Source organism: Micromonospora sp. Llam0, from assembly GCF_003751085.1.
Taxonomy (GTDB): domain Bacteria; phylum Actinomycetota; class Actinomycetes; order Mycobacteriales; family Micromonosporaceae; genus Micromonospora_E.
Genome location: NZ_RJJY01000002.1, coordinates 1,984,369 through 2,003,676 on the forward strand (window position 1 = coordinate 1,984,369; position 19,308 = coordinate 2,003,676).

The following is a 19,308-nucleotide window of genomic DNA, read 5'->3' on the forward strand; positions in this document are numbered from 1 at the left end:
GAACCGGGAGCCCGGCGGCAGCGGCCCGGCCGGGCGAGCTGCCGGTCCTGGCCGTACTCACCAGCGACCACGACCGCAGCAGGGTCAAGACCGTCACCGCGCACTGCCCTGACCCGGGGCAGTCGGTCTACGGAGCGGGTGCCCGGATCATCGGCGGCGCTGGTGGCGTCGTACTCACCGCGATGGCCCCCGACCAGACGCTGTCGTCGGTCACCGTCGCGGCCGCCGCTCGGACCGGTCACGACAGTGCCTGGTCGGTGTCCGCGTACGCCGTCTGCGACGTCTCGTCCGAGCCGCCGGAGCGTACGGCGGCGACCGCCGTCGACAGCGCCACCGCCACCGCCACCTGCCCCGACCGGACGCAGGTTACCGGTACCGGTTTCCGGGTTGACGCCGACGTAGACCTGTCGTACGTCGACGAGGTGGCACCCGACCGGGATCTGCGCCGAGTCCGGGTACACGCCGGCGGCAGTACGCCGACCCGGGTCGTCGCGTACGCGATCTGCAAACGCCCGACCGCAGTCGACGGCTCGCTCGGCACCCGACTGACCGCGACGACCGCGACCGACGGCGCCTGGCCGAAGACGGCCATCGTCGACGCCTCCGGCACCGACCAGCGGGTGTACGGCGTCGGCGCGTCGGTCCGAGGCCAGGGCGTGCTGTTCCTCACCGCGCTCGTCCCCGACCCGCTGCGGAACCTGGCCGGTGCGCGGGCCGACCGGGGCACCGGTCCGGCCGGAGCGGGGCCGCTGCGGCACGACCTGGACGGCAGGCACAGCGACGGTGTGCTCGGTGACGATGCGGAGGGCGAGCTGACCGGCTACGGCATCCTGCTCCATCCCACCTTTCACTGAGTCTGTCCCACATTCCACTGCGTCCGTGCCACGTTTCACCGAGCGACGCGGGGCTGCGGCCGGGCCGGCACCAGCAGGGTCCGGTCCGGTGGCCGCACCCCGATCGCCCGCATCGCCTCGGCGTACCGGTCGAAGGCACGGCGGGCCTCGCCGTGCTGACCCGCCGCGACCAGGGCGCGGACCAGCGCGCAGTGGGCCGGCTCGTCATACGGTCCCGCTCCAGCACCCGCAGCAGGTAGCCGGTCGCGGCGGCCGGTCCGGCGACGGTCCGACTCGTCCGGGCCAGCATGCGCAGCAGACTCAGGTACGCCGCCCGCACCTCCTCCCGCAACGGACGGGACCAGTCGTCGTATGGTTCGTCCTCGAAAACGTCCGCGCGGTACTCCCGGTCGGCGGCGAGGAACATCGCCCGCGCCTGCGCCGTCATCCCCCGCTCCAGGAGCCGGCGGCCGTGGCCCACCTGTGCCAGGAAGTCCTCCACGTCGACCCGCACGGCCGTCAGGTCCAAGGCGATGCTGCCCTGATCGGCGACGATGAACCGGTCGGAACCGAAGTCCTTCGCCGGGTCGAGGACGGCACGGACGATGGACAGCAGCACCGACAGCCGGTGTCCGGTGCGTTCCGGGTCGTCCGCCGGCCACAGCAGCTCGCTCAACTCGCTGCGGGGTACCGGCCGGCCGCGTCTCGCGACCAGGATCCGAAGCAGGTCCCGGGCCTTGCGGGACTGCCACCGCGAAACCGGCACGGGTCGTCCGGAGAGCCGGACCTCGAACCGGCCCAGTGCCCGGACGACGACTTCGCCGACTGCGGTCGGCCCGGTACCGGGGGTCGAGCCGGCACCGGGGGTTGGCCGGGCGTAGGTCGCGGCCAGGATCGCCGGCCGGTCCGCCCGAGCGCTGGCCGCCGCCAGCCGCTCCGCCGCCAACAGCCCGCCGAGCCGGTCGTCGGTGCTGACGGCCGGCAGCTGACCGAGGGCGACAAGGAGGCGGGCCGCCTCCACCTCCGCCCCGGCACCGGTCCAGATCGCGTACGCCTCGCGCAGCGCGTCGCGTACCCGGGCAGGCTCGGTCTCGGCGGCGGCGCGCAACTCCAACGCGTCGGCCAGCCCGGCGCGGTCCCGCTGTGCCCCCGCCACCCGGGCCGCCTCGTCCGCGAACGCTGCGGCGCCGGCGGTGTCGCCGTCGTACCGCGCCACCCAGCCCTGCGCCAGCAGGGCCGGCACCATGATCTCCTCGGCGGCGAGGTCCCTGGCCCGTTCGGCGTGGACGGCGGCCGCCTTGACGTCGTCGGGCAGTACCGCCAGCGCCAGCCCGGCCAGCGCCGGCACCAGGACATAGGTGTTACCGGTGTCCTCACCAACCCGGACCGCTTCCTCGTACCCGGCGCGGGCCTGCTCCCACCAGCCCCGACGGCGATACAGTTCAGCCAGTCCCAGTACGGCGTTCGCGAACCGGCGGGACCCTTTGCGCTGGTAGTGCGCCATTGCGGTCTCGTACCGCGCCGCTGCCTCGTCGTAGCGCCCGAGCATCGCCAGCGCATCGGCTTCGTTGCTGGTGGCGATGGCGCGCAGGCTCGGCGAGGCGGCGACGGCCGCGTACCGGGCGGACAGTTGCGCGGCCGCCAGCGCCTGCGCGTACCGCGCCGTGCGCAGCAGCTGGTAGGTGCGGTTGGTGTGGATCCGGGTCAGCAGCAGGACATCGCCGGTACGCTCGGCGATCGGCTGGGCCAGCGCGAAGTGTTCCTCGCTGCCGGCAGCAGCGGCCGTCGTCACCGCCCGCCGGGCGTACCCGGTGGCGGTCTGCACCGCGCCGGCCAGCAGCTGAGCGTGCGCGGTCCAGGCCAGCAGCAGAGCCATCTCGGCCGGCGGGGACGGCCGGTCCCGGCCACGGGCGAAGGTCTCCAGCGCCGCCTGGGCGTCACCACGCTGGTAGTGGATCCGCCCCGCCCGCCAGGCCAGGCCGGCGTCCCAGTCGGACCCGGCTGCGGCCACCGCGTCGTACGCCCGTTCGGCCGCGGTCAGATCGCCACTGGTACGCAACGCGTCGCCGAGCAGCAGCCGCAGTCGCCGGGTGACGCGAGGCTCGGGCAGCGCGGCGACCAGCTCCACGACCTCGCCCGCCTGCCCGGCGGCGAGCATCCGGTCGCCATGCTCGGTCAGGACTCGGACGGCCGCCGCGTCGGTGCCGGCCTGCAGGTAGGCGCGGGCCGCAGCCACCGGCGGTCCGTGTTGGTCGTACCAGGCGGCGGCTGCGGCGAGATCGGTGTGCCGCCGGGCCGGTTGCCGCTGCCGGGCCGACTGACCCTGCCGAGTCGGCGGCTGCTGCGGCGCAGCAACCGTACGGTCTCCGTCGCCTGCCGGTGCCCGAGCGCCCGACCCAGCTCGGCGCTGAACGGTGTCAGGTCGGCGGCGCAGCGCAGCAGCCGGACCGCCGCCGACGGCAGTCCGGCCAGCACCACACCCACCAGGTACGTCTGTAGTGGACCGCCGGGCTGGCTGACGGTCGGCACCAGGTCGCCCGACGGCACCCCGTCCAGCCGTAGCGTCTCGGCGGTCAGCGCGACGAGCGCCGGCCAACCGCCGGTCGCCCCGTACACCTGGTCGGCCAGGGCCGGATCGGACAGTCCGTGTTCAGCGGCGAGGAGGTCGCCGACCTCCTCCGGGGTGAGCGCCAGATCGGCCGGACCGAGCTCCTGCCACCCGCACCGACCTACCCAGCCGGGCGCCGTGGCAGCCGGCGGCCAGCGACTGGACAGCACCACCGTCGCGGCGTACGGCAGGTCGTCGACAGCCGCTGCCAGGGCCTGCACCGCCTCGGCGGACAGCCGGGGCAAATCGTCGACGACCAGCGGGCGGTCCTCGACGAACGCCCGGATCTCATCGACCAGCCGTTGCGATGTCACCTCCGGCCCGCGCCACCAGCGCACGCCCGACGGCGGAAACCAGCGGCGCAGCGCGGTGGTCTTGCCGTAACCGGCGGCGGCGACCACGATCCGGCAATCCGGACCTTGCCGCCCCGGCCCTGACGAACGCACCGCTGCTCACCTGCCTCTCCGGCAGAGACGGGCTCGTCCCTCTCCGGCAGGAACAGGCTGCGCGGGCCCGCTGCCGGCGGCAAGACCTCTGTCGACAATCCGGCTGTGACGCGGCGCTGAGCCGACCGTGACCGCCGTTCCGATCCTGATTACGCCGGTCACGGACGGCGCGACCGGCAGAGCAGAAGGAGGAACGGTGCGAAGGCACGTAGGTATCGGAACCCTGGTGGCGGTCGCCACGGCAGTCGCGGTAGTCGGTCCAGTCGGACCGGCCGCCGCCACCCACACCTGTGACGGCGAGCCGGTTACCATCAGCGGCTCCGGCACGATCAACGGGACGAGCGGACGGGATGTGATCCGAGGCTCGTCCGGCAGCGACATCATCGACGGCCGGGGCGGCAACGACGTCATCTGTGCCGGCGGTGGGGTGGACGCCGTCTACGGTGGTCAGGGCGCCGACCGCATCTTCGGAGAGGGCGGAGCCGACTTCCTGTGGGGTGAGGGCCTCGGTGTCGTGGTGACCGGCGGCGCCGACGAGATCTGGGGTGGCACCGGCGACGACACCATCTACGGCCAGGTCGGGGGCGACACCCTGCGTGGCAACGAGGACAACGACGACATCTACGGCGGGGATGGGCCCGACACCATCTTCGGCGGGATCAACATGGCCGAGACCAGCGGCGCACAACTCGACGCCTGCTACGGCAACAGCGGCAACGACACCATCCGGTCCGGGTTGACCGGCCACCCGAACGAATGCGAGGTCGTCGTCGACTGACCACTGGCACCGGTGACGGGGCGGTACCGCCCCGTCACCGACACGGGTGCGTGTGCCTGCTGTCGCGTTCTGTGGAGCCAAGGGGACTCGAACCCCTAACCCGCGTCCGGGCTGCGGATCGGGTCAAACCGGGCGGGTCGGCTCGCTGGCCTGCGGCGGGTTCCTCGATGTCTCTCGGCCCCTCGCAGCCGCTTCGGGCCTCGTTTGTACCGACGTTGTCGTAGTTGATCATGGCCGACCCGGTGGACCTGCTGTCACCGTCGGGTACGGCGGCCGACGCGCGGCTTCGCTGGTATATTTTCTGGCATGTTTTCGTACCCATCCTTCCGTGAGGTCTGCGACTCCCTGGGAGACAAGGTCTTGACGGGCATCAGCAAGTCGGCAGCAGGAACCGCACAGGACCTTCGCCTGTACCGCAGAACCTTCCCTACCTGGGTGGCACGAGGCAGCGAACGCGGGCTCGCGAACTGGATCCACGACCGCATGTGGGACCACCTCACAGTGCAACTGGATGGGATACCGAACGTGAACATCCACGACCACGAACCGACACGAGAGATCACGGTGGGCTGGCAGCACCGGCTTCGAGTCAAGCGCCACAGCTCGTCAGGTGTCGTTCGGACCTATCCGACCCCTACCGCGCTTGAGTTCATGTTCCAAGGGCAGCTTGCCCTAGAGGGACTTGAGGAGATTCGACTGATAACAGGGTATATGTGGGACTCTGATCTCCGGCAAGTCGGGGTCCCGGTGATCTCGCTCCGGGACGGACGTGACAAGATCATATGGCTGGAGGAGCTCCCTCCGGCCGATGAGTCGGGTGACACTGGCACCTTGGACCTCACTCCACCACCAACGGACGGGCCAATCGCCCCGGTGGTCGACATCAATAGGCCGTCCGCGAAGGAGGCTGAGCCCGAATGAACTACCTCGGCGAGGCTCTTATGACAGCTCGCCGGGCACGCGGACTCACGCAGGAAGAGTTGGCAATTATGGCGGGGGTCACTCAGGCCGCCCTTTCACGCTACGAGCACGACCAACGGGAACCAGACGAAGATGTCTTGGCAGCACTTGCGGGGGCGCTCGGTGTGACAGCTGACTTTCTTCGCGGGACCGGACGCGTGAACGGCGCGATGGCGATCGACGCCCACATGCGACGCCAGGCAACCGTCAAGCCCACGATTTGGCGAAGACTTGAAGCAAAACTAAACATGTACAGGATGCACACTCGCCACCTTTTCGAAGAAGTGTCGCTACATGCCGATCAACGCATTCCGACCTTCGATCCAATCGACGTTGATCCTGCCGCAGCAGCACGCCTTGTTAGAATGCAGTGGCGACTACCAACCGGACCCGTTCGCCACCTTGTTCGTTGGCTTGAGGCTGCTGGATGCCTGGTCTTGGAAGAGGACTTCGGCACGCCGCGCATCGATGGATTATCGCAATGGATTGGCGATCATCCCATTATGCTAATAAATCTCCGCGCACCTACAGATCGCAAGCGCCTCACACTCTCACACGAACTGGGCCACCTCGTCCTACACTCATCCCACGTCTCGCCAGAGATCGAGCGCGAAGCGAATGCTTTTGCCGCCGAATTTCTAATGCCCGGAGATGTAATTCGCCCACAACTACGACAATTGTCACTCGGTCGACTCGTAGATCTAAAGCGCGAGTGGGGCGTTTCAATGCAGGCAATTATTGAGCGCGCATCGAGCCTTGGAACAATTCAGCCGACAGCGCGCACAAACCTCTATAAGCAGTTGAGCGCGAAGGGCTGGCGCACACAAGAGCCGGCGAGTGACGAGATCGCACCCGAACATCCTCACTTACCCAGCAGCATCGGGACGATGCTCTCAGAAAAGGGTTTCACCGCGCAGCAAATTGCCGCTATTGCTGGGTTTGATGAAGGCGAAGAGCATCCTTTCCGACCACCCAGCCGCATTCTGCGTGCCGTTTAGAAATCACAAGTGATCTCCCCGTCCCGTCTGCCGTCGACTCACCCAACGGGATTCGGGCCACGCGCTCAGGGCGCATGCAGAGTGTTTATACGTCTGACCCTTGGTCACCCTGAGGTCGGTCGGCTTTGCCTTGCCTAGGCTCGACAGTGGCGGGCTCCTCAACTACATGGCGCGGCGCGGCGGGCGGTTGCCCGGCGGTGACGGTGGTTTTCCGCCCCGGCCGCGTAGCGGTCCGGGGCGGCTTGCCGCCGGGCGGTGTTCCGCCCGCGCGCCGCGCTGGGCGCGGCGCCTTGATCCAGTACAGAACTATTCGGCAACGTGGGAAGCAGTGACTGCGGGTTGCTGCTGCTGGTACGCGGCCCTGCGCAAGCGGCAGAAGATTTAGGTTGCTGACGGTCTTCCGAGAGTGCTGCCGACGTAGGTCGGGACCAAGCCGACCCGCACCGCAGCCGCGCCAGCGGCGAGGAGCGGAAGCGGCGCGGTAGTTGGGTTGACCATGACTCGCGTCAACGGCGACGTCAGGTCACGCGGTGGTGCTGGGCCTGGTCCTCGTCGGCGGTGACGGTGGCGCTGCGGTAGTCGATTCCGCGTAGCTCAGTGCGGGCGTCAACGAGGGTCGCCGCGATGGTTCGGGCTGTTTGGATGGCTGCGGTGAGGTCGTGGGCGTGGATGGGGATGTGGACGATGTAGCGGCGTTGCGCGCCGGAGTCGCTGGCGGCGGTCGCTCGGTCTGCGTCGTTCTGGTGGGCGCTGTCGGCGCTGTGCGGGGCGGGTGTTGGTCGGGTGTGGGTGCCTCGGCCGTGTTCGGTGGTGACGAGTCCGTCTTGTCGTAGGGCGTTGATGGCGGCGCGGATGGTGCCGCGTGCGACGTTGAACTCTTTGGCGAGTGCGGTTTCTGCGGGTAGGAGTGCGCCGGGTGGTATGGCGCCGCTGGTGATGCGGTCGCGGAGTTGGTCGGCTACGCGGCGGTAGCGGGGTGTTCCGTAGTGCGGGGTTGGCACTTGTGTCACGTTACCTGTCTGTTGTGTAGTCAAGTGCCGTCTGGCTGCTCGTTTCTACGTCTGGACAACAGGTCCACTTGTAGGTACGTTTCCCTGTGTGTGGTCGGGTTAGCCGCTCGTGATCAAGGGGTTGGCTGCGTTCGGCGTCCCGGCCACACGCTCGCGTACTGCCTGTCAGCACCTCCTATGTGGTGGGGGTGCGGGTGGTGTGCGTCCTGGTCGGGGTGCGGCGTTACCCGACTCCGCCCGCCGGGCGGTGCGCCGTGTCTCGCGGTGGGGCCGGCGGCTCTGTGCGTTCCCCCCGTTGCGTGTGGGGTCGCCGGTCTCCTGTCAGCGTGGGAGGTGCTGATCATGAAAGCTTCGCGGACATGTCTGGTGGCGTGGTGGCGTCGTCGACGTCGGACCGGCCCGACTGTGCGGGCGGTGGCTCGTGTCGTTCCTGGGTGGGCGGTGGAGCCGACCCGGGTGTCTCCGCTGGTGGTGGGTGCGCCGTTGTTGACGGTGGGTCAGCGGTTCCGGGCTGCTGGTGGGCGGTGGTCGCGGTGACCCCAGTCGGTGGTGGTGCGGAGAAGGTGGAGCATCCGGCGTGGTGTGCGCGGGATCGGTGTGGGCATGTGGTGCCTCCGTTGTTCGCGCACATGGCGCGGCGGCACCGGTCCAGGTTGTGTCAGGTGGGCACGCCTCGTGTCGCGGGCGGCAGTGTGGTCGCCTATCTGATCGGTGGTGACCGGCTGCCACCGGTGGTGGCGGTACACGCGGCTGCTCCATGGCTCGGCGCGGGGTGTGCCGAGTTGCGGCTGTCGGAAGTACGCAAGCTCGTCGACGCGTTGACCGGCCTGCTCGCCGACGCCGACGCGGCCGGCACCGGACCGGGCGACGACACCAACGGCGCCGACCGGGGGAAGGCGGGCGGCTCGTGAACGGGGAGGATGCCCGGCCGGGGGGCCTGGTGTTGTGTCCGGTGTGGTGTGCGGGGTGTGGTCCGCGTGACCGGATGCACCGGGCCGGTCTGGTGACGGCGGGGACGGAGCGCACGGGCTGGGTCAGCGCGGATGTGATCGCCGATCACGGTGCGGTGTCGGACGTACGGGTGAAGGTGGACGTCACCCGGTACGCGTCAACCCAGACGGTGTTGCTGCAGCCGGGTCCGGCGGCGCGGTTCCTCGGCGGCCTGAACCAGGCGACGCGGCTGCTGCACGCGTTCACCCGCCCGACCGAGCGGGTGGAGGGGTTGGCGTACCGGCGGGCGGCGCAGTTGGAGCCGGGGATGCGGGTGCTGCTGTTCGGCGGCGTGGTTTTGGTCGTCGACACCGACGAGGTTCCGGAGTTCCCGACAGCGGCGCTGTTGTCGGTGCGGCAGGAGTCCGGCGGCCCGGTCTACACGGTGCTGGTGCCGGCCGACATGGAGCCGCTGGTGATCGGACCATGACCCAGCGGATCAGCCGCAGGGTGGTGCGGGGCGGGGTGTGGGCGGACCGTCCGGGAGCGCCGACCACCTGGCAGACGTATGAACGTCTAGGGGGTAGCGTTGCCGGCGTGACGGCCAAGGACTGGCGACCCCGGTATCTGCAACTCGCTGAGCAGTTGCGGGGTCAGATCCTGTCCGGGGACATGCCGCCGGGCACGTTGATGCCGTCGGAAACCGAGTTGGCCGACTCGTCGGGCCTGTCGCGCACGAGTGTCCGTAACGCGATCCGGCAGCTGCGGGAATGGGGCCTGGTCCGCGCCGAACAGGGCAGGGGCACCTACGTACGGGCTCCCCGTCAACGGGTCCGGCGGCGAAACACGGAGCGCTACCAGTGGGAGAAGGACCGCGTCCTCCTCCCCGAGGCGGAACGGCGGGCGACGGGCGGCACGGAGCATGACACCGGTCTGACGGTCGATGATCTGAAGTTCCACGCCGAGTACACCCGCGTCCCGGCCGATGCCGAGATGGCTGCCGCGTTCGGCGTCGAGCCGGGTACGGAGTTGCTGCGGCGGGTGTACTGGACGACGACCCGGTCTGAGTCGGCTCCGTTGTCGGTGTCGTACTCGTTCCTGCCGGTGGCGTTGATCGCCGGGAACCCGGACCTGCTCGACGCGGGCAACGAGCCGTGGCCGGGCGGTACGCAGCATCAGCTGTACACGGTCGGCATCGAGCTGGACCGGATCGTGGACGAGATCCGGGCGCGGCCGCCGTCACCGGATGAGGCCGAACTCCTCGACATCGATCCGGGCGTGTCCGTGCTGACCGTGCGGAAGACGTCAGTGGACATCGGTGAGCGGGTGGTGGAGGTCGCCGACGTCGTCATGCCCGGCGACCGCACCGAGCTCGTGTACTCGAACACGCTCACCCGGTGGCCTGCTTGACCCAGGTCGTTTCGGTCATCACCCCGGTGCACCTGCCGAGCATCGGCTATCTCGCCGACGCCTACGCCTCCCTGGCCGCCCAGGACATGCCGGACGGCTGGGGGTGGCGGTGGCTGGTCCAGGAGGACGGACGCACCGGGGCCGTGGCCGACGCCCTACCCGACGACCCGCGTATCTCCGTGGGTGTCGGCCGTCCCGGCGGCCCTGGTGTGGCCCGGACCCTCGCGATGGAACGGGTCGACGGGCCGTTGGTGAAGGTCCTCGACGCCGACGACCAACTCACCCCCGGTGTCCTCGCCCGGGATATTGCTACCCTGACCGCGCATCCGTCGGTGGGCTGGTCGACGTCGCGGGTGCTGGATCTGCTGCCGGACGGGTCCACGGTCGGCTTCGACTCCGACCCGCCCGCCGGCCCGATCGCCTGTGGTGACGTGCACGCGTTCTGGCTCGCCAACGACTACCGGGCACCGGTGCATCCGGCGACGCTGTGTCTGCGTACGGATGTGCTGTTCGCCCTGGGCGGCTGGATGGCCCTGCCGGCGTCCGAGGACACCGGCCTACTCCTGGCCGCGAGCACCATCACCGGCGGCTTCTTCAACGCGGAAACCGGGCTGCTGTACCGCAAGTGGCCCGGACAGGTCACCAGCCAGGCCGCGCACCGCGAACCAGCCGAACACGCGACCCGGATGCGGATCATCGAAAGACGGGTACGGGCGCTGACCGCGCTCAACACCACGATCACCCTGTCCTAACCGGCTCCCGTCCCGCCCCGGCCTGGTCCACAGCCGGCCGGCGGGGCTTCTTCGTGTGCCCGTCGATCTCTCCGGGTGCTCGTCGGCGTCCGTCGACCCGGTAGCCGGTCTGGGCGGGGTTGCGGTGTGGGCCGCAAGGGTCATTCGGGGTATACCGGACCACTTTCCGAGACTTGTTGACATGTCTGCCAAGTAGTCCCTACCTTTGGTCTTGCCGGTTGGCAGACGTTACTACAAGTTGGGAGTGGCAGAGATGGCTCTGCGAGGCGGAACGAGGTTCTCGGTCCGGTGTTCGGACGTGTTCCCGGCGGGGTGCGCGTTGGTGCCCGAGTCGTTGGGTGAGGTCGAGGACTACGACGAGAAGACGGGTCGGCGGTCGCCGGCGAAGGACAAGTTGACGGGTCAGCGGGTGTGGCAGGTCCGCGTCATGGACCTGGATCCGGAGTTGGGCAAGCGGTCGCGGGAGACCACGGTGAAGATCTCGGCCGACCACCAGCCGGTTCCGCCGACCGGTGTGCCGTTCGAGGCCGTGGAGTTCGACGACATGACGGTCACGCCGTACGTGGCCAACAACGGGCGGATGGCGTACTCGCTGCGAGCGTCGGGGATGCGCGCCCCGGCCGGCGCGGCCTCCAACGGTAAAGCGCGTACCGGTACGGGTTCCGGCTCGTAGGTCCTGGTTCGGGGTGGGGCTGTCTGGTCTTGGCGGACGGCAGCCCCACCCCTGGTGTCTTCCCCCACTCCTCTTCTTCTCAGATTCGGTGAGGTTCCGACGTGTCCCAGGTTAAGCGCGCCCCGGATCGGGCGCGGATCCGCTGTAGCGACTGCAAGAACATGTTCACCCCCACCCCCACCCCCGACGTCCAGGGCGACACCGACAACGCCGCGACGGCTGGCGGGGATGCGGCCCGGTGCGGGCTGTGCGCCGGTCAGCTGGTGTTGCCGTTCCCCCGGCTGCGCGACGCTCGCGGCCGATTCCTGCCCGTCGTCGGTGGTGGCCGATGATCGGGCGTCCCCGTGGTGAGGTCGTCACCACCGTCTCCGGTGACCTGCTCGTGGTCCGGCCCCGCCGGCTGCGGCTGCCCTGGTGGGCGGTCCTCCTCGGGCTGCTGGCCCGCTGGACCGGTCGGGGCCTGTGGTGGTGCCTCAAGCACCCCCGCATCCTCACCGTCTCCGTGATCACGGTCGCCGTGTACCTCGACTACGGCATTGCCGGACTGGTCACCCCGGTTGTGCTGGCCGGGTTGGGTTCGGCGGTGTGGCGGTGGCGGCACGAAACGTCCTGGTGGGCGTGGTGCGCCGGGCCTGTGCTCGGCCGGTGGCGGCACACAGTCGTCTATCGGCGGGTGTGGCGTGAAGCGATGACCATGTGCGACCTGTCGCGGGTCTACCAGCACCAGACCGTGTTACCGCAACTCCTGGCCGTGCACTGTGACCAGACCCTTGACGTGTTGTCGGTGCGGATGCTGCGCGGGCAGACCCCCGCCGACTTCCAACACGCGACCGAACAGCTGGCGTACGCGTTCGGCCGACGGCACGCACGGGTCTACACCGAACGCCCCGACGAACTTCCCGTGCGTGGCGGCGGCTGGGTGGGCTGGCTGCTGCGCCAGGTCGACGCCTACCGGTTCCGCGACCGGCCCGACGTCGTCTACATCGTCCTGGTCCGCACCGACGCCCTACGCCGGACCGTTCCGCCGTTCCCGGTGCCGACCGTGCCGGACTTCACCGCGCTCTCCCTCGCCGTACGGGAAGACATGCGGACCTGGCATCTCCACCTGTTGGCGACGCATGTGCTGATCGGTGGGGCGACCCGACGCGGGAAAGGCTCCGTCCTCTGGTCCCTCGTGCGGTCCCTCGCTGGTGGGGTGTCGTCTGGGCTGGTCCGGCTGTGGGTGATCGACCCCAAGGGCGGGATGGAATTCGCGTTCGGCCGGCCGATGTTCGCCCGGTTCGCCTCCACCTCCTTCGACGCCATGGCCGACCTCCTCGATGAGGCCGTCGTCGTGCTGCGGGAACGGCAGGCACGCCTTGCCGGCTCGGTCCGGGTCCACACACCAAACGTCAACGATCCGCTGGTTGTCGTGGTGATCGACGAGATGGCGGCGCTGACGGCGTACCTGCAAGACGTCGAGCTGCGTAAGCGGATCGCCGCCTCGTTGGGGCTGCTGCTGTCGCAGGGTGCCGGCGTCGGTGTCCTCGTGGTGGCCGCGTTGCAGGACCCGCGTAAGGAGGTGCTGCCGTTCCGGGACCTGTTCCCCACCCGCATCGCGCTCGGTCTGACCGAGGCATCGCAGGTCGACATGGTGTTGGGCGACGGCGCACGCAACCGGGGCGCGTTGGCGGATCAGATGCCGTCCTGGGCCAAAGGCGTCGGCTACGTCCTGCTGGACGGCACCCCCGACCCGGTCCGGGTCAGGTTCTCCTACCTCACCGACACCGACATCAAAACCATGGCAGCCGAGTACGCCGCCCCGGTAGCCGCTGCGGACATCCTCGCCCAGGTCGGCCGGGAAACCACACCCGAACCGGAACAGACTGCCGCGTCGACCCGGCGGATTCCGTTGCCCCGTAGACCATCCGGGCCGCTGCTGCCTGACTCACTACTCAACCTGCTCCGCGACAACAACGGCCGGCACGACCAGGGCGACACCGACACCAACAGCGGCGGTGGTCCCCGATGACGCAGACCTCGACGCCGGGGCGGCGCTTCTACCGGCTGCGGACCCCCACCACCGACGGCGGGCGCGGAACAGCCGTCTCCGTGCGGGTGGACACCGACCGGCCCGACCCCTACCCGCTGTATGTCGCCATCGGCTCTGGTCGACGCCGGGTCTACCTCACCCCCGGCGAGGCGTGGGCGCTGTGGCGCTGCCTGTCCGAAGCGGTCGCCTCCCTCGGCGACCCACCCGACCACATCCGCACCACCATCCACCCGACCGGGAGGTAACCCCCGATGGCATCCCTCAACCGCCCCTCCTGGCTCCTGCTCCGGCTGCCGTGGCTGGCCCGCCTCCTGCACCGGCCGATCCGCATCACCGCGACCGGCCCCGCTGATCAACTCGCCGCCTTCCTCTCCGGCCTCCGGACCTACCTCAACCTTCGCGGCCGGCCAGGCATGCGGATCCGCATCGACCTGACCATCACCGACCAGGAGGACACGCCGTGACCTGGCAACGCACGGAAACCCTGCTGCGGCTGGTGATCCTGCTCGCCATCGGCTCGATGGCCGGCGCGGCCGCGTTCACCCACGTCCATGACCTGTCCGTCGCCCACGGCCAACCCCACTGGATCGGCTGGGCCAACGCCGTCGCCGTCGAACTCATGGCCATCTACCTCGGCCTGGAAATCCGGGCACGGCGTCGGGCGTGTCGACCCGTCGGGTTCGTCGCCGTCCTCCTCGTCGGCTTCGCACTCCTCTCCCTCGCCGCGCAGGTCGCTGAGGCCGAACCGTCCGTGTGGGGCTGGATCGTCGCCGCTGTCCCATCGCTGGCGTTCCTCGCCCTGGTCAAAGTCGTCCTGTCCAGCGCACCCGCTGTCCCAGCTGGTCCGGCGTCGTCGACTGCGGCGGCCAACACGGCTGGTCCGGCTGAGCGGGTGCGCGTCGACCAGGCCGACGCCGTCGACCAGGTCCCCACCGACGACACCGACCCGGAACCGGATCACGTCGAGCAGCCTGCCGTCGTCGAACCCGTCCGCGTCGCCGGACACGGATCGGTGCTGCCGCCGCTCGGGGTCGTCCAGCCGCGACGGGCAAACGGGATGGTGGTCGGCCGGTGACCGTACCCACGACCATCCCCGGCCTGGAAGCATCCGCCACGGATCGGCCGGCGACTGTCGAGCAGCCTCGGCCCGGCTCCCGTGCCGCGCGGATGGGCCTGCCCCGGTCGGTTGATGTCCTGCGCGACGTCGCCACCGAATACGGGGTCTGCATCCGTCCGCTCGCGATGCGGCGGACCGATCTCGACACCGGCCGTACCGAGGTCATCGACCTGCCCTGCGGGGCGACCCGCGAGGACAAGTGCCCGCCGTGCGCGAAGCGGAACCGCCGACTGCGGCAAGCGCAGATCCGCGACGGCTGGCACCGCGACGACGAACCGTTGCCACCACCCAAACCGGCATCGGATGAGCAGAAGGCGCTGATCGTGCTGCGGGCGCACTTCGAGTTCGAACGCGACGCGGCCGTACGGGAAGCCGACTGGGACCAGGTCACCGACCTCGACGACGCCATCACCGAGGTTGAAGACGCCATCACGGCTGAAGGACTACGCGGCCGCGTCGCACCACCCCACACCCCGACCACTGACGACGGGGACAGCGTCGACCAGGGCGACACGCAGGACAGCGGCAAGCGGCGGAAGCGGTCGACCAGGCGACGGCAGGACGCACCCGACCTACCCCGCCGACCCGTCGAAGCACGCACCGTCGGCAAGACGTACACCGCACCCGACGGCAACACCTACCGGCCGTCGATGTGGCTCACACTCACCCTCGACTCCTACGGACCCGTACGACCCGACGGCACCCCGGTCAACCCCGACCGGTACGACTACCGGCGTGCGGCGTGGGACGCGGTCCACTTCCCCCGACTCCTCGACCGGTTCTGGCAGAACCTGCGCCGGTGTGAAGGCTGGAACGTCCAGTACGCCGGATGCGTCGAGCCGCAACGCCGTCTCGCGCCTCACGCGCACTTCGCGATCCGCGGCACCATCCCCCGGCAGACCCTGCGGACCGTGGCGGCGGCCACCTATCACCAGGTGTGGTGGCCGTCCGTCGACGTCCAGCACTACGGCGGCGAACACCTGCCCGTCTGGGACGTCGACCAGGCAGCCTGGGTCGACCCGGACACCCGCGAGCCGCTGACCGGATGGGCGGAAGCACTCGACGCGGTTGACGCCGATCCGGACGCGGAACCGGTCCACGTGGTCCGCTTCGGCTCCCAGGTCGACGCACGCGGCGCCATGCCAGGCACCACCGACGCTGAGCGGACCATCCGCTACATCACGAAGTACATCACCAAACACGCCGCCGACTGCCACACCACCACCAGCGGCCGGCAACGCCAACACCTCGAACGGTTCTGGCGACAACTGCAGGTCACCCCCTGCACCGACCGCTGCGCGAACTGGCTGCTCTACGGCGTCCAACCGAAGAACGCGTCGGCGAAGCTGCGGCCGGGACGCTGCCGGGGCAAAGTCCACCAACGCGCCACCCTCGGCATCGGCGGCCGGCGCATCCTCATCTCCCGCGACTGGTCCGGCAAAACCCTCACCGACCACAAACACGACGCCCGCGCCTGGGTCCGGGCGCTACTCGGCGCAACCACCGACCTGGCCGGCGTCGACCAGCCCACCGGCACCGACGGCGCGACCTCGTCCCGGCACGCCTGGGAGCTGGCCCGACCCGACGACCCCGACGTCACCCCCCTCGGGCACCGACTCCTGCGCTCCATCTCCGAACGCGCCCGCTGGCGCTCCCAACTGCTCGCAGCGAAGGACCGGGCGGCCCAGGAGGCGAGGCACGACCTTTCGGCAACTGGCGACGGCGGCGAAGGGATGCAATGACCACCCCCACCATTGAACCTCTCTGGACTGTTCAGGAAGTGTCGACGTACCTGCGGGTTCCTCAGTCGACGCTCTACCAGTGGCGGTACCTGGGGACCGGGCCACGGGCGTCACGGGTAGGCCGTCACCTGCGGTACGACCCGGCCGACGTGCGGGCCTGGCTCGCGGATCAGGCGGCCTGACATGCCCGTTGATGATCTCTGGTATCTGAACAAGCGCGGGCCGAACGGCAAGCGGCTGCCCTCGAAGCGGCATGGACAGGGCAAGCGGTGGCGGGTCCGGTTCACCGACGCGTCCGGTCGGGCGCGCACCATGTTCTTTGAGCGCAAGGTCGACGCTGACGCGTGGGATGCCGATGCCCGTGCCGGTGTCGCCCGTGAGACCAGGGTCGACCTCGCCGACCGACAGATCACGTTCCGGGAGTACGGCGAGCGCTGGCGGCTGTCCCGTGAGATCGGTTGGGCGGTGGAGACTCGGCGGCGGGTGGAATCGAACCTGCGGCTGCACCTGTACCCGGTGTTCGGCGACCAACCGGCGCGGTCGATCCGGCTCACATCCGTACTCGAATGGTTGACCCGCCGGCTGTCCGAGGACACCCCGGGATCGACGCTGCGGCTGTACTTCGAGCTGCTGGATGCGGTCCTGGCGGCGGCCGTCGCGGACAAGCTCATCCCGGACAACCCGTGCGACGGGGTGAAGCTGGCCCAGGTGCTGCGGGGCGTCTCGCGGGTGCCCAAGTGGGTGCCGACTGAGGCGGAGGTGTTGGCGCTGATCGACGCCGTTCCGCCGCGCTACCGGGCGGCCATCTGGCTCGGTGCGGGTCAGGGCTGCCGGCACGGTGAGGCGCTGGGGATGGAGGACGGGACGCGGTGCGTCGACGCCGGGCGCGGCGAGCTGCACATCGTTCAGCAACTGCGCTACTCACCCAAGGTGTACGGCGGGTTCTACCTCAGTGAGCCGAAAGCTCGTTCGTCCGGCACGATCGATCTGGATCCGGTGGTGGCGGAGATGCTGGCCGATCACGTCCGCGAGTTTCCGCCGGTCGGCGTCGAGCTGGTCGACATCTGCGGGGGTGATCCGGTGCGCCGGACGGTGCCGCTGTTGTTCACCACTACGCGCGGTCGGCCGTTCACTGACCGGACCTGGTCGCGGGAGTGGGCGCGATGGCGGGAGGCGGCGGGGTGGCCGAAGGAGCACGGCACGTTCCACGCGCTGCGGCACTTCTTCGCCACGACGTTGATCACGAACCACGCCGAGCCGCAGGAGGTACAGCGGCTGCTGCGGCACAAGACGCTGCGGATCACGTTGGAGACGTACGTGCACTGGTGGCCGAAGCGGGAGCGCACGCGTGGCCTGGTCGGGGCGGCGTTGCGGGCGGCGGCGGGCGGGAGCCACCAACCATGATCAACTCTGGTTTGTACTGGAGTTGTACTAGTGGATCTTGGGAAACGTCCAAGCCCTGGTCAGGACGGGTGGTGAGTGGAGCCAAGGGGACTCGAACCCCTAACCCCTGCCTTGCAAAGGCAGTGCTCTGCCAGTTGAGCTATGGCCCCGAGCGGTCCCCGCCGCAGCGGTGACGACCGCAGTCCGGGGACAGGAGGGGTCAGCGAAGATCAGGAGCGGTGGTCGCCTCGTGCCAGAGGGCACGCTCGTCGCTGGTCTCCTTGACCTTCTTGGCGATCAGCGCGGCAACGCCAATGACGCCGGCGATGATGAGGATCTTCTTGACCATGGGGCGTGTCCCCTTACGCTCGACTGTCGTGGAGTGGGGCTAGCTGGAATCGAACCAGCGACCTCAGAGTTATCAGCTCTGCGCTCTAACCGACTGAGCTATAGCCCCGTACGCGACGAGCAAGGTTACCGCACCCGTGTCCTACACCCCAACTCGGGGCGAAAGGCACCGGCATCCGGCGAACGGAGCGCCCGGACCATGGGGAAGACTACCGGATCGCGGACGGCCGGGGCGAATGGGTATCAGCCCCCGGCCGTCCTCCGCTTCCCGGCGCGGGCCAGGTCAGTCCCGCTCGGCCAGGGTCAGTTCGATCCCGCCGACCAGGTCGGCGCAGACGTTGTAGATGAACGCGCCGAGCGTCGCCAGCGCGGTGTAGAGCACCACGTTGATCAGCCCGAACAGCGCCGCCGTGCCGATCACGCCCTGGGCGGTGATCCGCAGGCTCGGACCGTCCCCGGCACCGGTGCCGATCAGGTCACCGAGGCTGGCGTTGACGCTCTGGAACACGCCCATCGCGTCGAGCGCCAGGTAGAGCACCGAGGTCGCGACGATCACCACGATGAACAACACCAGCGAGACCGCGAACGAGAACTTCATCACCGACCAGGGGTCGATCCGCTTCAGGTTCAGTCGAGCTCGACGCGGCCCTCGCGAGGCAGCCGAGCTGACCCCGGGTCGCGCGGTCCGGGCACCGTCCGGGCCGACACGCGCCGCGCCGACCGCGCCAACACCGGCACCGGCACCGGCACCGGCACCACCGATCGTGCGTACGGTCGGTGAACCCAGGCCGGTCCGCGAGCCGGGGGTGGCCGTACCCACCCGGGCCGTGCCGCCGATGGTGCCGAACTGCCCGGTTGGCCCGAGCCCACCCGGTCGGGTGCCACTTGCCGCGGTGGCGCCGAGCGCCCCACCGGTGAATCCGCTGCCGGAGCTGGCCGGCGGTGCGGATGAAACAGGAGGTGCCGACGTCACAGGCGGGGCCGACCTTCCGGAAGAGGCGGGGATGCCGCCGAACTTGGTAGCGCTGTCGCCGGTGCCGCCGGCGCGGGTCGAACCGTCGGCGGAGTCGCCGGTGCCACCGGCTGAGTCGTCGGCGGGTCTGTCGGGCGGGGGTGGCATGCCTGGCGCCCGGGTGAACTTCGGCGACGGCGAATCACCGGGCACGCTGGCCCGGCCGACGGCGGCGCGGCCGGTGGCCGTTGATGTGCCTCCGGCGGCGGATTCCTCGTCGACCGGAGCCGCCGAGGATCCTGTTCCCCCCGACTTCGCCTGGGTCTCCGTCATCAA

Annotated in this window: 21 protein-coding genes and 2 tRNA genes; 16 read left to right on the top strand and 7 right to left on the bottom strand. The window is 69.7% G+C overall.

The window, feature by feature from the left end; genetic code table 11:
- Positions 1 to 666 precede the first annotated feature (666 nt).
- Together EDC02_RS36280 and EDC02_RS36285 are read right to left on the bottom strand one after the other, a co-directional pair.
- Positions 667 to 3,069, bottom strand: a complete 2,403-nt coding sequence (locus tag EDC02_RS36280; RefSeq protein WP_123606617.1) for a BTAD domain-containing putative transcriptional regulator — start codon at positions 3,067 to 3,069, stop codon at positions 667 to 669.
- Complete coding sequence (locus tag EDC02_RS36285; protein WP_148083775.1) at positions 3,009 to 3,887, bottom strand: helix-turn-helix transcriptional regulator; 879 nt, start codon at positions 3,885 to 3,887, stop codon at positions 3,009 to 3,011. The genes EDC02_RS36280 and EDC02_RS36285 overlap by 61 nt, the downstream gene beginning before the upstream one ends.
- Positions 3,888 to 4,083: 196 nt before the next feature.
- Between EDC02_RS36285 and EDC02_RS36290 the strand changes: the two genes are divergently transcribed.
- The 3 genes from EDC02_RS36290 (at position 4,084) to EDC02_RS36300 (ending at position 6,623) form a co-directional block, all read left to right on the top strand.
- Positions 4,084 to 4,665, top strand: coding sequence for a calcium-binding protein (locus tag EDC02_RS36290; protein WP_158632429.1), 582 nt, complete (start codon positions 4,084 to 4,086; stop codon positions 4,663 to 4,665).
- 306 nt (positions 4,666 to 4,971) lie between these two features.
- The gene (locus tag EDC02_RS36295; protein WP_123606620.1) at positions 4,972 to 5,586 is read left to right on the top strand and encodes a hypothetical protein; all 615 of its coding nucleotides are present in this window, start codon (positions 4,972 to 4,974) and stop codon (positions 5,584 to 5,586) included.
- Complete coding sequence (locus EDC02_RS36300; protein ID WP_123606621.1) at positions 5,583 to 6,623, top strand: ImmA/IrrE family metallo-endopeptidase; 1,041 nt, start codon at positions 5,583 to 5,585, stop codon at positions 6,621 to 6,623. Before EDC02_RS36295 ends, EDC02_RS36300 begins: the two co-directional genes overlap by 4 nt.
- 518 nt (positions 6,624 to 7,141) lie before the next feature.
- On the opposite strand, the gene EDC02_RS36305 is transcribed toward EDC02_RS36300, so the two are convergent.
- Positions 7,142 to 7,624 (bottom strand): GntR family transcriptional regulator, encoded by a 483-nt coding sequence (locus EDC02_RS36305; RefSeq protein WP_199758047.1) that lies wholly within the window; start codon positions 7,622 to 7,624, stop codon positions 7,142 to 7,144.
- Positions 7,625 to 8,295: 671 nt separating this feature from the next.
- Here EDC02_RS36305 and EDC02_RS36310 point away from each other — a divergent pair.
- The 13 genes from EDC02_RS36310 to EDC02_RS36365 all read left to right on the top strand — a co-directional run bounded on the left by EDC02_RS36310 (position 8,296) and on the right by EDC02_RS36365 (position 17,693).
- Positions 8,296 to 8,544 (top strand): hypothetical protein, encoded by a 249-nt coding sequence (locus EDC02_RS36310; protein ID WP_123606623.1) that lies wholly within the window; start codon positions 8,296 to 8,298, stop codon positions 8,542 to 8,544.
- The gene (locus tag EDC02_RS36315; RefSeq protein ID WP_148083776.1) at positions 8,541 to 9,053 is read left to right on the top strand and encodes a hypothetical protein; all 513 of its coding nucleotides are present in this window, start codon (positions 8,541 to 8,543) and stop codon (positions 9,051 to 9,053) included. Before EDC02_RS36310 ends, EDC02_RS36315 begins: the two co-directional genes overlap by 4 nt.
- Positions 9,054 to 9,160: 107 nt before the next feature.
- Entirely contained in the window at positions 9,161 to 9,973 is an 813-nt protein-coding gene (locus EDC02_RS36320) for a GntR family transcriptional regulator (RefSeq protein ID WP_233606620.1), read from the top strand.
- The gene (locus EDC02_RS36325; RefSeq protein WP_233606621.1) at positions 9,961 to 10,725 is read left to right on the top strand and encodes a glycosyltransferase family A protein; all 765 of its coding nucleotides are present in this window, start codon (positions 9,961 to 9,963) and stop codon (positions 10,723 to 10,725) included. The genes EDC02_RS36320 and EDC02_RS36325 overlap by 13 nt, the downstream gene beginning before the upstream one ends.
- A gap of 253 nt (positions 10,726 to 10,978) precedes the next feature.
- Positions 10,979 to 11,398 (top strand): transcriptional regulator, encoded by a 420-nt coding sequence (locus EDC02_RS36330; protein ID WP_123606626.1) that lies wholly within the window; start codon positions 10,979 to 10,981, stop codon positions 11,396 to 11,398.
- Between the two features lie 101 nt (positions 11,399 to 11,499).
- Positions 11,500 to 11,730, top strand: a complete 231-nt coding sequence (locus EDC02_RS39945; RefSeq protein ID WP_148083489.1) for a hypothetical protein — start codon at positions 11,500 to 11,502, stop codon at positions 11,728 to 11,730.
- Positions 11,727 to 13,409 (top strand): FtsK/SpoIIIE domain-containing protein, encoded by a 1,683-nt coding sequence (locus EDC02_RS36335; RefSeq protein WP_123606627.1) that lies wholly within the window; start codon positions 11,727 to 11,729, stop codon positions 13,407 to 13,409. The genes EDC02_RS39945 and EDC02_RS36335 overlap by 4 nt, the downstream gene beginning before the upstream one ends.
- The gene (locus tag EDC02_RS36340; protein WP_123606628.1) at positions 13,406 to 13,675 is read left to right on the top strand and encodes a hypothetical protein; all 270 of its coding nucleotides are present in this window, start codon (positions 13,406 to 13,408) and stop codon (positions 13,673 to 13,675) included. Before EDC02_RS36335 ends, EDC02_RS36340 begins: the two co-directional genes overlap by 4 nt.
- Positions 13,676 to 13,681: 6 nt before the next feature.
- A complete protein-coding gene (locus EDC02_RS36345) occupies positions 13,682 to 13,894 on the top strand; it encodes a hypothetical protein (protein ID WP_123606629.1) in 213 nt (70 codons plus the stop codon).
- A 29-nt stretch (positions 13,895 to 13,923) separates the two neighbouring features.
- Positions 13,924 to 14,505 (top strand): DUF2637 domain-containing protein, encoded by a 582-nt coding sequence (locus EDC02_RS36350; RefSeq protein WP_123607428.1) that lies wholly within the window; start codon positions 13,924 to 13,926, stop codon positions 14,503 to 14,505.
- Positions 14,502 to 16,289 carry a replication initiator gene (locus EDC02_RS36355; protein WP_370461601.1) on the top strand — a complete coding sequence of 596 codons (1,788 nt, stop codon included), beginning with the start codon at positions 14,502 to 14,504 and terminating at the stop codon, positions 16,287 to 16,289. Before EDC02_RS36350 ends, EDC02_RS36355 begins: the two co-directional genes overlap by 4 nt.
- Complete coding sequence (locus EDC02_RS36360; protein ID WP_123606630.1) at positions 16,286 to 16,471, top strand: AlpA family transcriptional regulator; 186 nt, start codon at positions 16,286 to 16,288, stop codon at positions 16,469 to 16,471. The genes EDC02_RS36355 and EDC02_RS36360 overlap by 4 nt, the downstream gene beginning before the upstream one ends.
- 1 nt (position 16,472) lies before the next feature.
- Positions 16,473 to 17,693, top strand: a complete 1,221-nt coding sequence (locus EDC02_RS36365; RefSeq protein WP_123606631.1) for a site-specific integrase — start codon at positions 16,473 to 16,475, stop codon at positions 17,691 to 17,693.
- A gap of 76 nt (positions 17,694 to 17,769) precedes the next feature.
- On the opposite strand, the gene EDC02_RS36370 is transcribed toward EDC02_RS36365, so the two are convergent.
- From EDC02_RS36370 to EDC02_RS36380, 4 genes are all read right to left on the bottom strand, one after another.
- A tRNA-Ala gene (locus EDC02_RS36370) sits at positions 17,770 to 17,842 on the bottom strand.
- Positions 17,843 to 17,892: 50 nt separating this feature from the next.
- Positions 17,893 to 18,021, bottom strand: coding sequence for a DLW-39 family protein (locus EDC02_RS42150; RefSeq protein WP_233606623.1), 129 nt, complete (start codon positions 18,019 to 18,021; stop codon positions 17,893 to 17,895).
- Positions 18,022 to 18,055: 34 nt separating this feature from the next.
- Positions 18,056 to 18,129 (bottom strand) — tRNA-Ile (locus EDC02_RS36375).
- A gap of 174 nt (positions 18,130 to 18,303) precedes the next feature.
- Positions 18,304 to 19,305 carry a DUF3566 domain-containing protein gene (locus EDC02_RS36380; RefSeq protein ID WP_123606632.1) on the bottom strand — a complete coding sequence of 334 codons (1,002 nt, stop codon included), beginning with the start codon at positions 19,303 to 19,305 and terminating at the stop codon, positions 18,304 to 18,306.
- Positions 19,306 to 19,308: the final 3 nt, after the last annotated feature.

What these genes read in the sequence shown, in the direction of transcription:
- EDC02_RS36295 (WP_123606620.1), top strand. Translation starts at nt 4,972, where the DNA reads ATGTTTTCGTACCCATCCTTCCGTGAGGTCTGCGACTCCCTGGGAGAC.
- EDC02_RS36300 (WP_123606621.1), top strand. Translation starts at nt 5,583, where the DNA reads ATGAACTACCTCGGCGAGGCTCTTATGACAGCTCGCCGGGCACGCGGA.
- EDC02_RS36330 (WP_123606626.1), top strand. Translation starts at nt 10,979, where the DNA reads ATGGCTCTGCGAGGCGGAACGAGGTTCTCGGTCCGGTGTTCGGACGTG.
- EDC02_RS36335 (WP_123606627.1), top strand. Translation starts at nt 11,727, where the DNA reads ATGATCGGGCGTCCCCGTGGTGAGGTCGTCACCACCGTCTCCGGTGAC.
- EDC02_RS36340 (WP_123606628.1), top strand. Translation starts at nt 13,406, where the DNA reads ATGACGCAGACCTCGACGCCGGGGCGGCGCTTCTACCGGCTGCGGACC.
- EDC02_RS36345 (WP_123606629.1), top strand. Translation starts at nt 13,682, where the DNA reads ATGGCATCCCTCAACCGCCCCTCCTGGCTCCTGCTCCGGCTGCCGTGG.
- EDC02_RS36360 (WP_123606630.1), top strand. Translation starts at nt 16,286, where the DNA reads ATGACCACCCCCACCATTGAACCTCTCTGGACTGTTCAGGAAGTGTCG.
- EDC02_RS36365 (WP_123606631.1), top strand. Translation starts at nt 16,473, where the DNA reads ATGCCCGTTGATGATCTCTGGTATCTGAACAAGCGCGGGCCGAACGGC.
- EDC02_RS42150 (WP_233606623.1), bottom strand. Translation starts at nt 18,021, where the DNA reads ATGGTCAAGAAGATCCTCATCATCGCCGGCGTCATTGGCGTTGCCGCG.
- EDC02_RS36380 (WP_123606632.1), bottom strand. Translation starts at nt 19,305, where the DNA reads ATGACGGAGACCCAGGCGAAGTCGGGGGGAACAGGATCCTCGGCGGCT.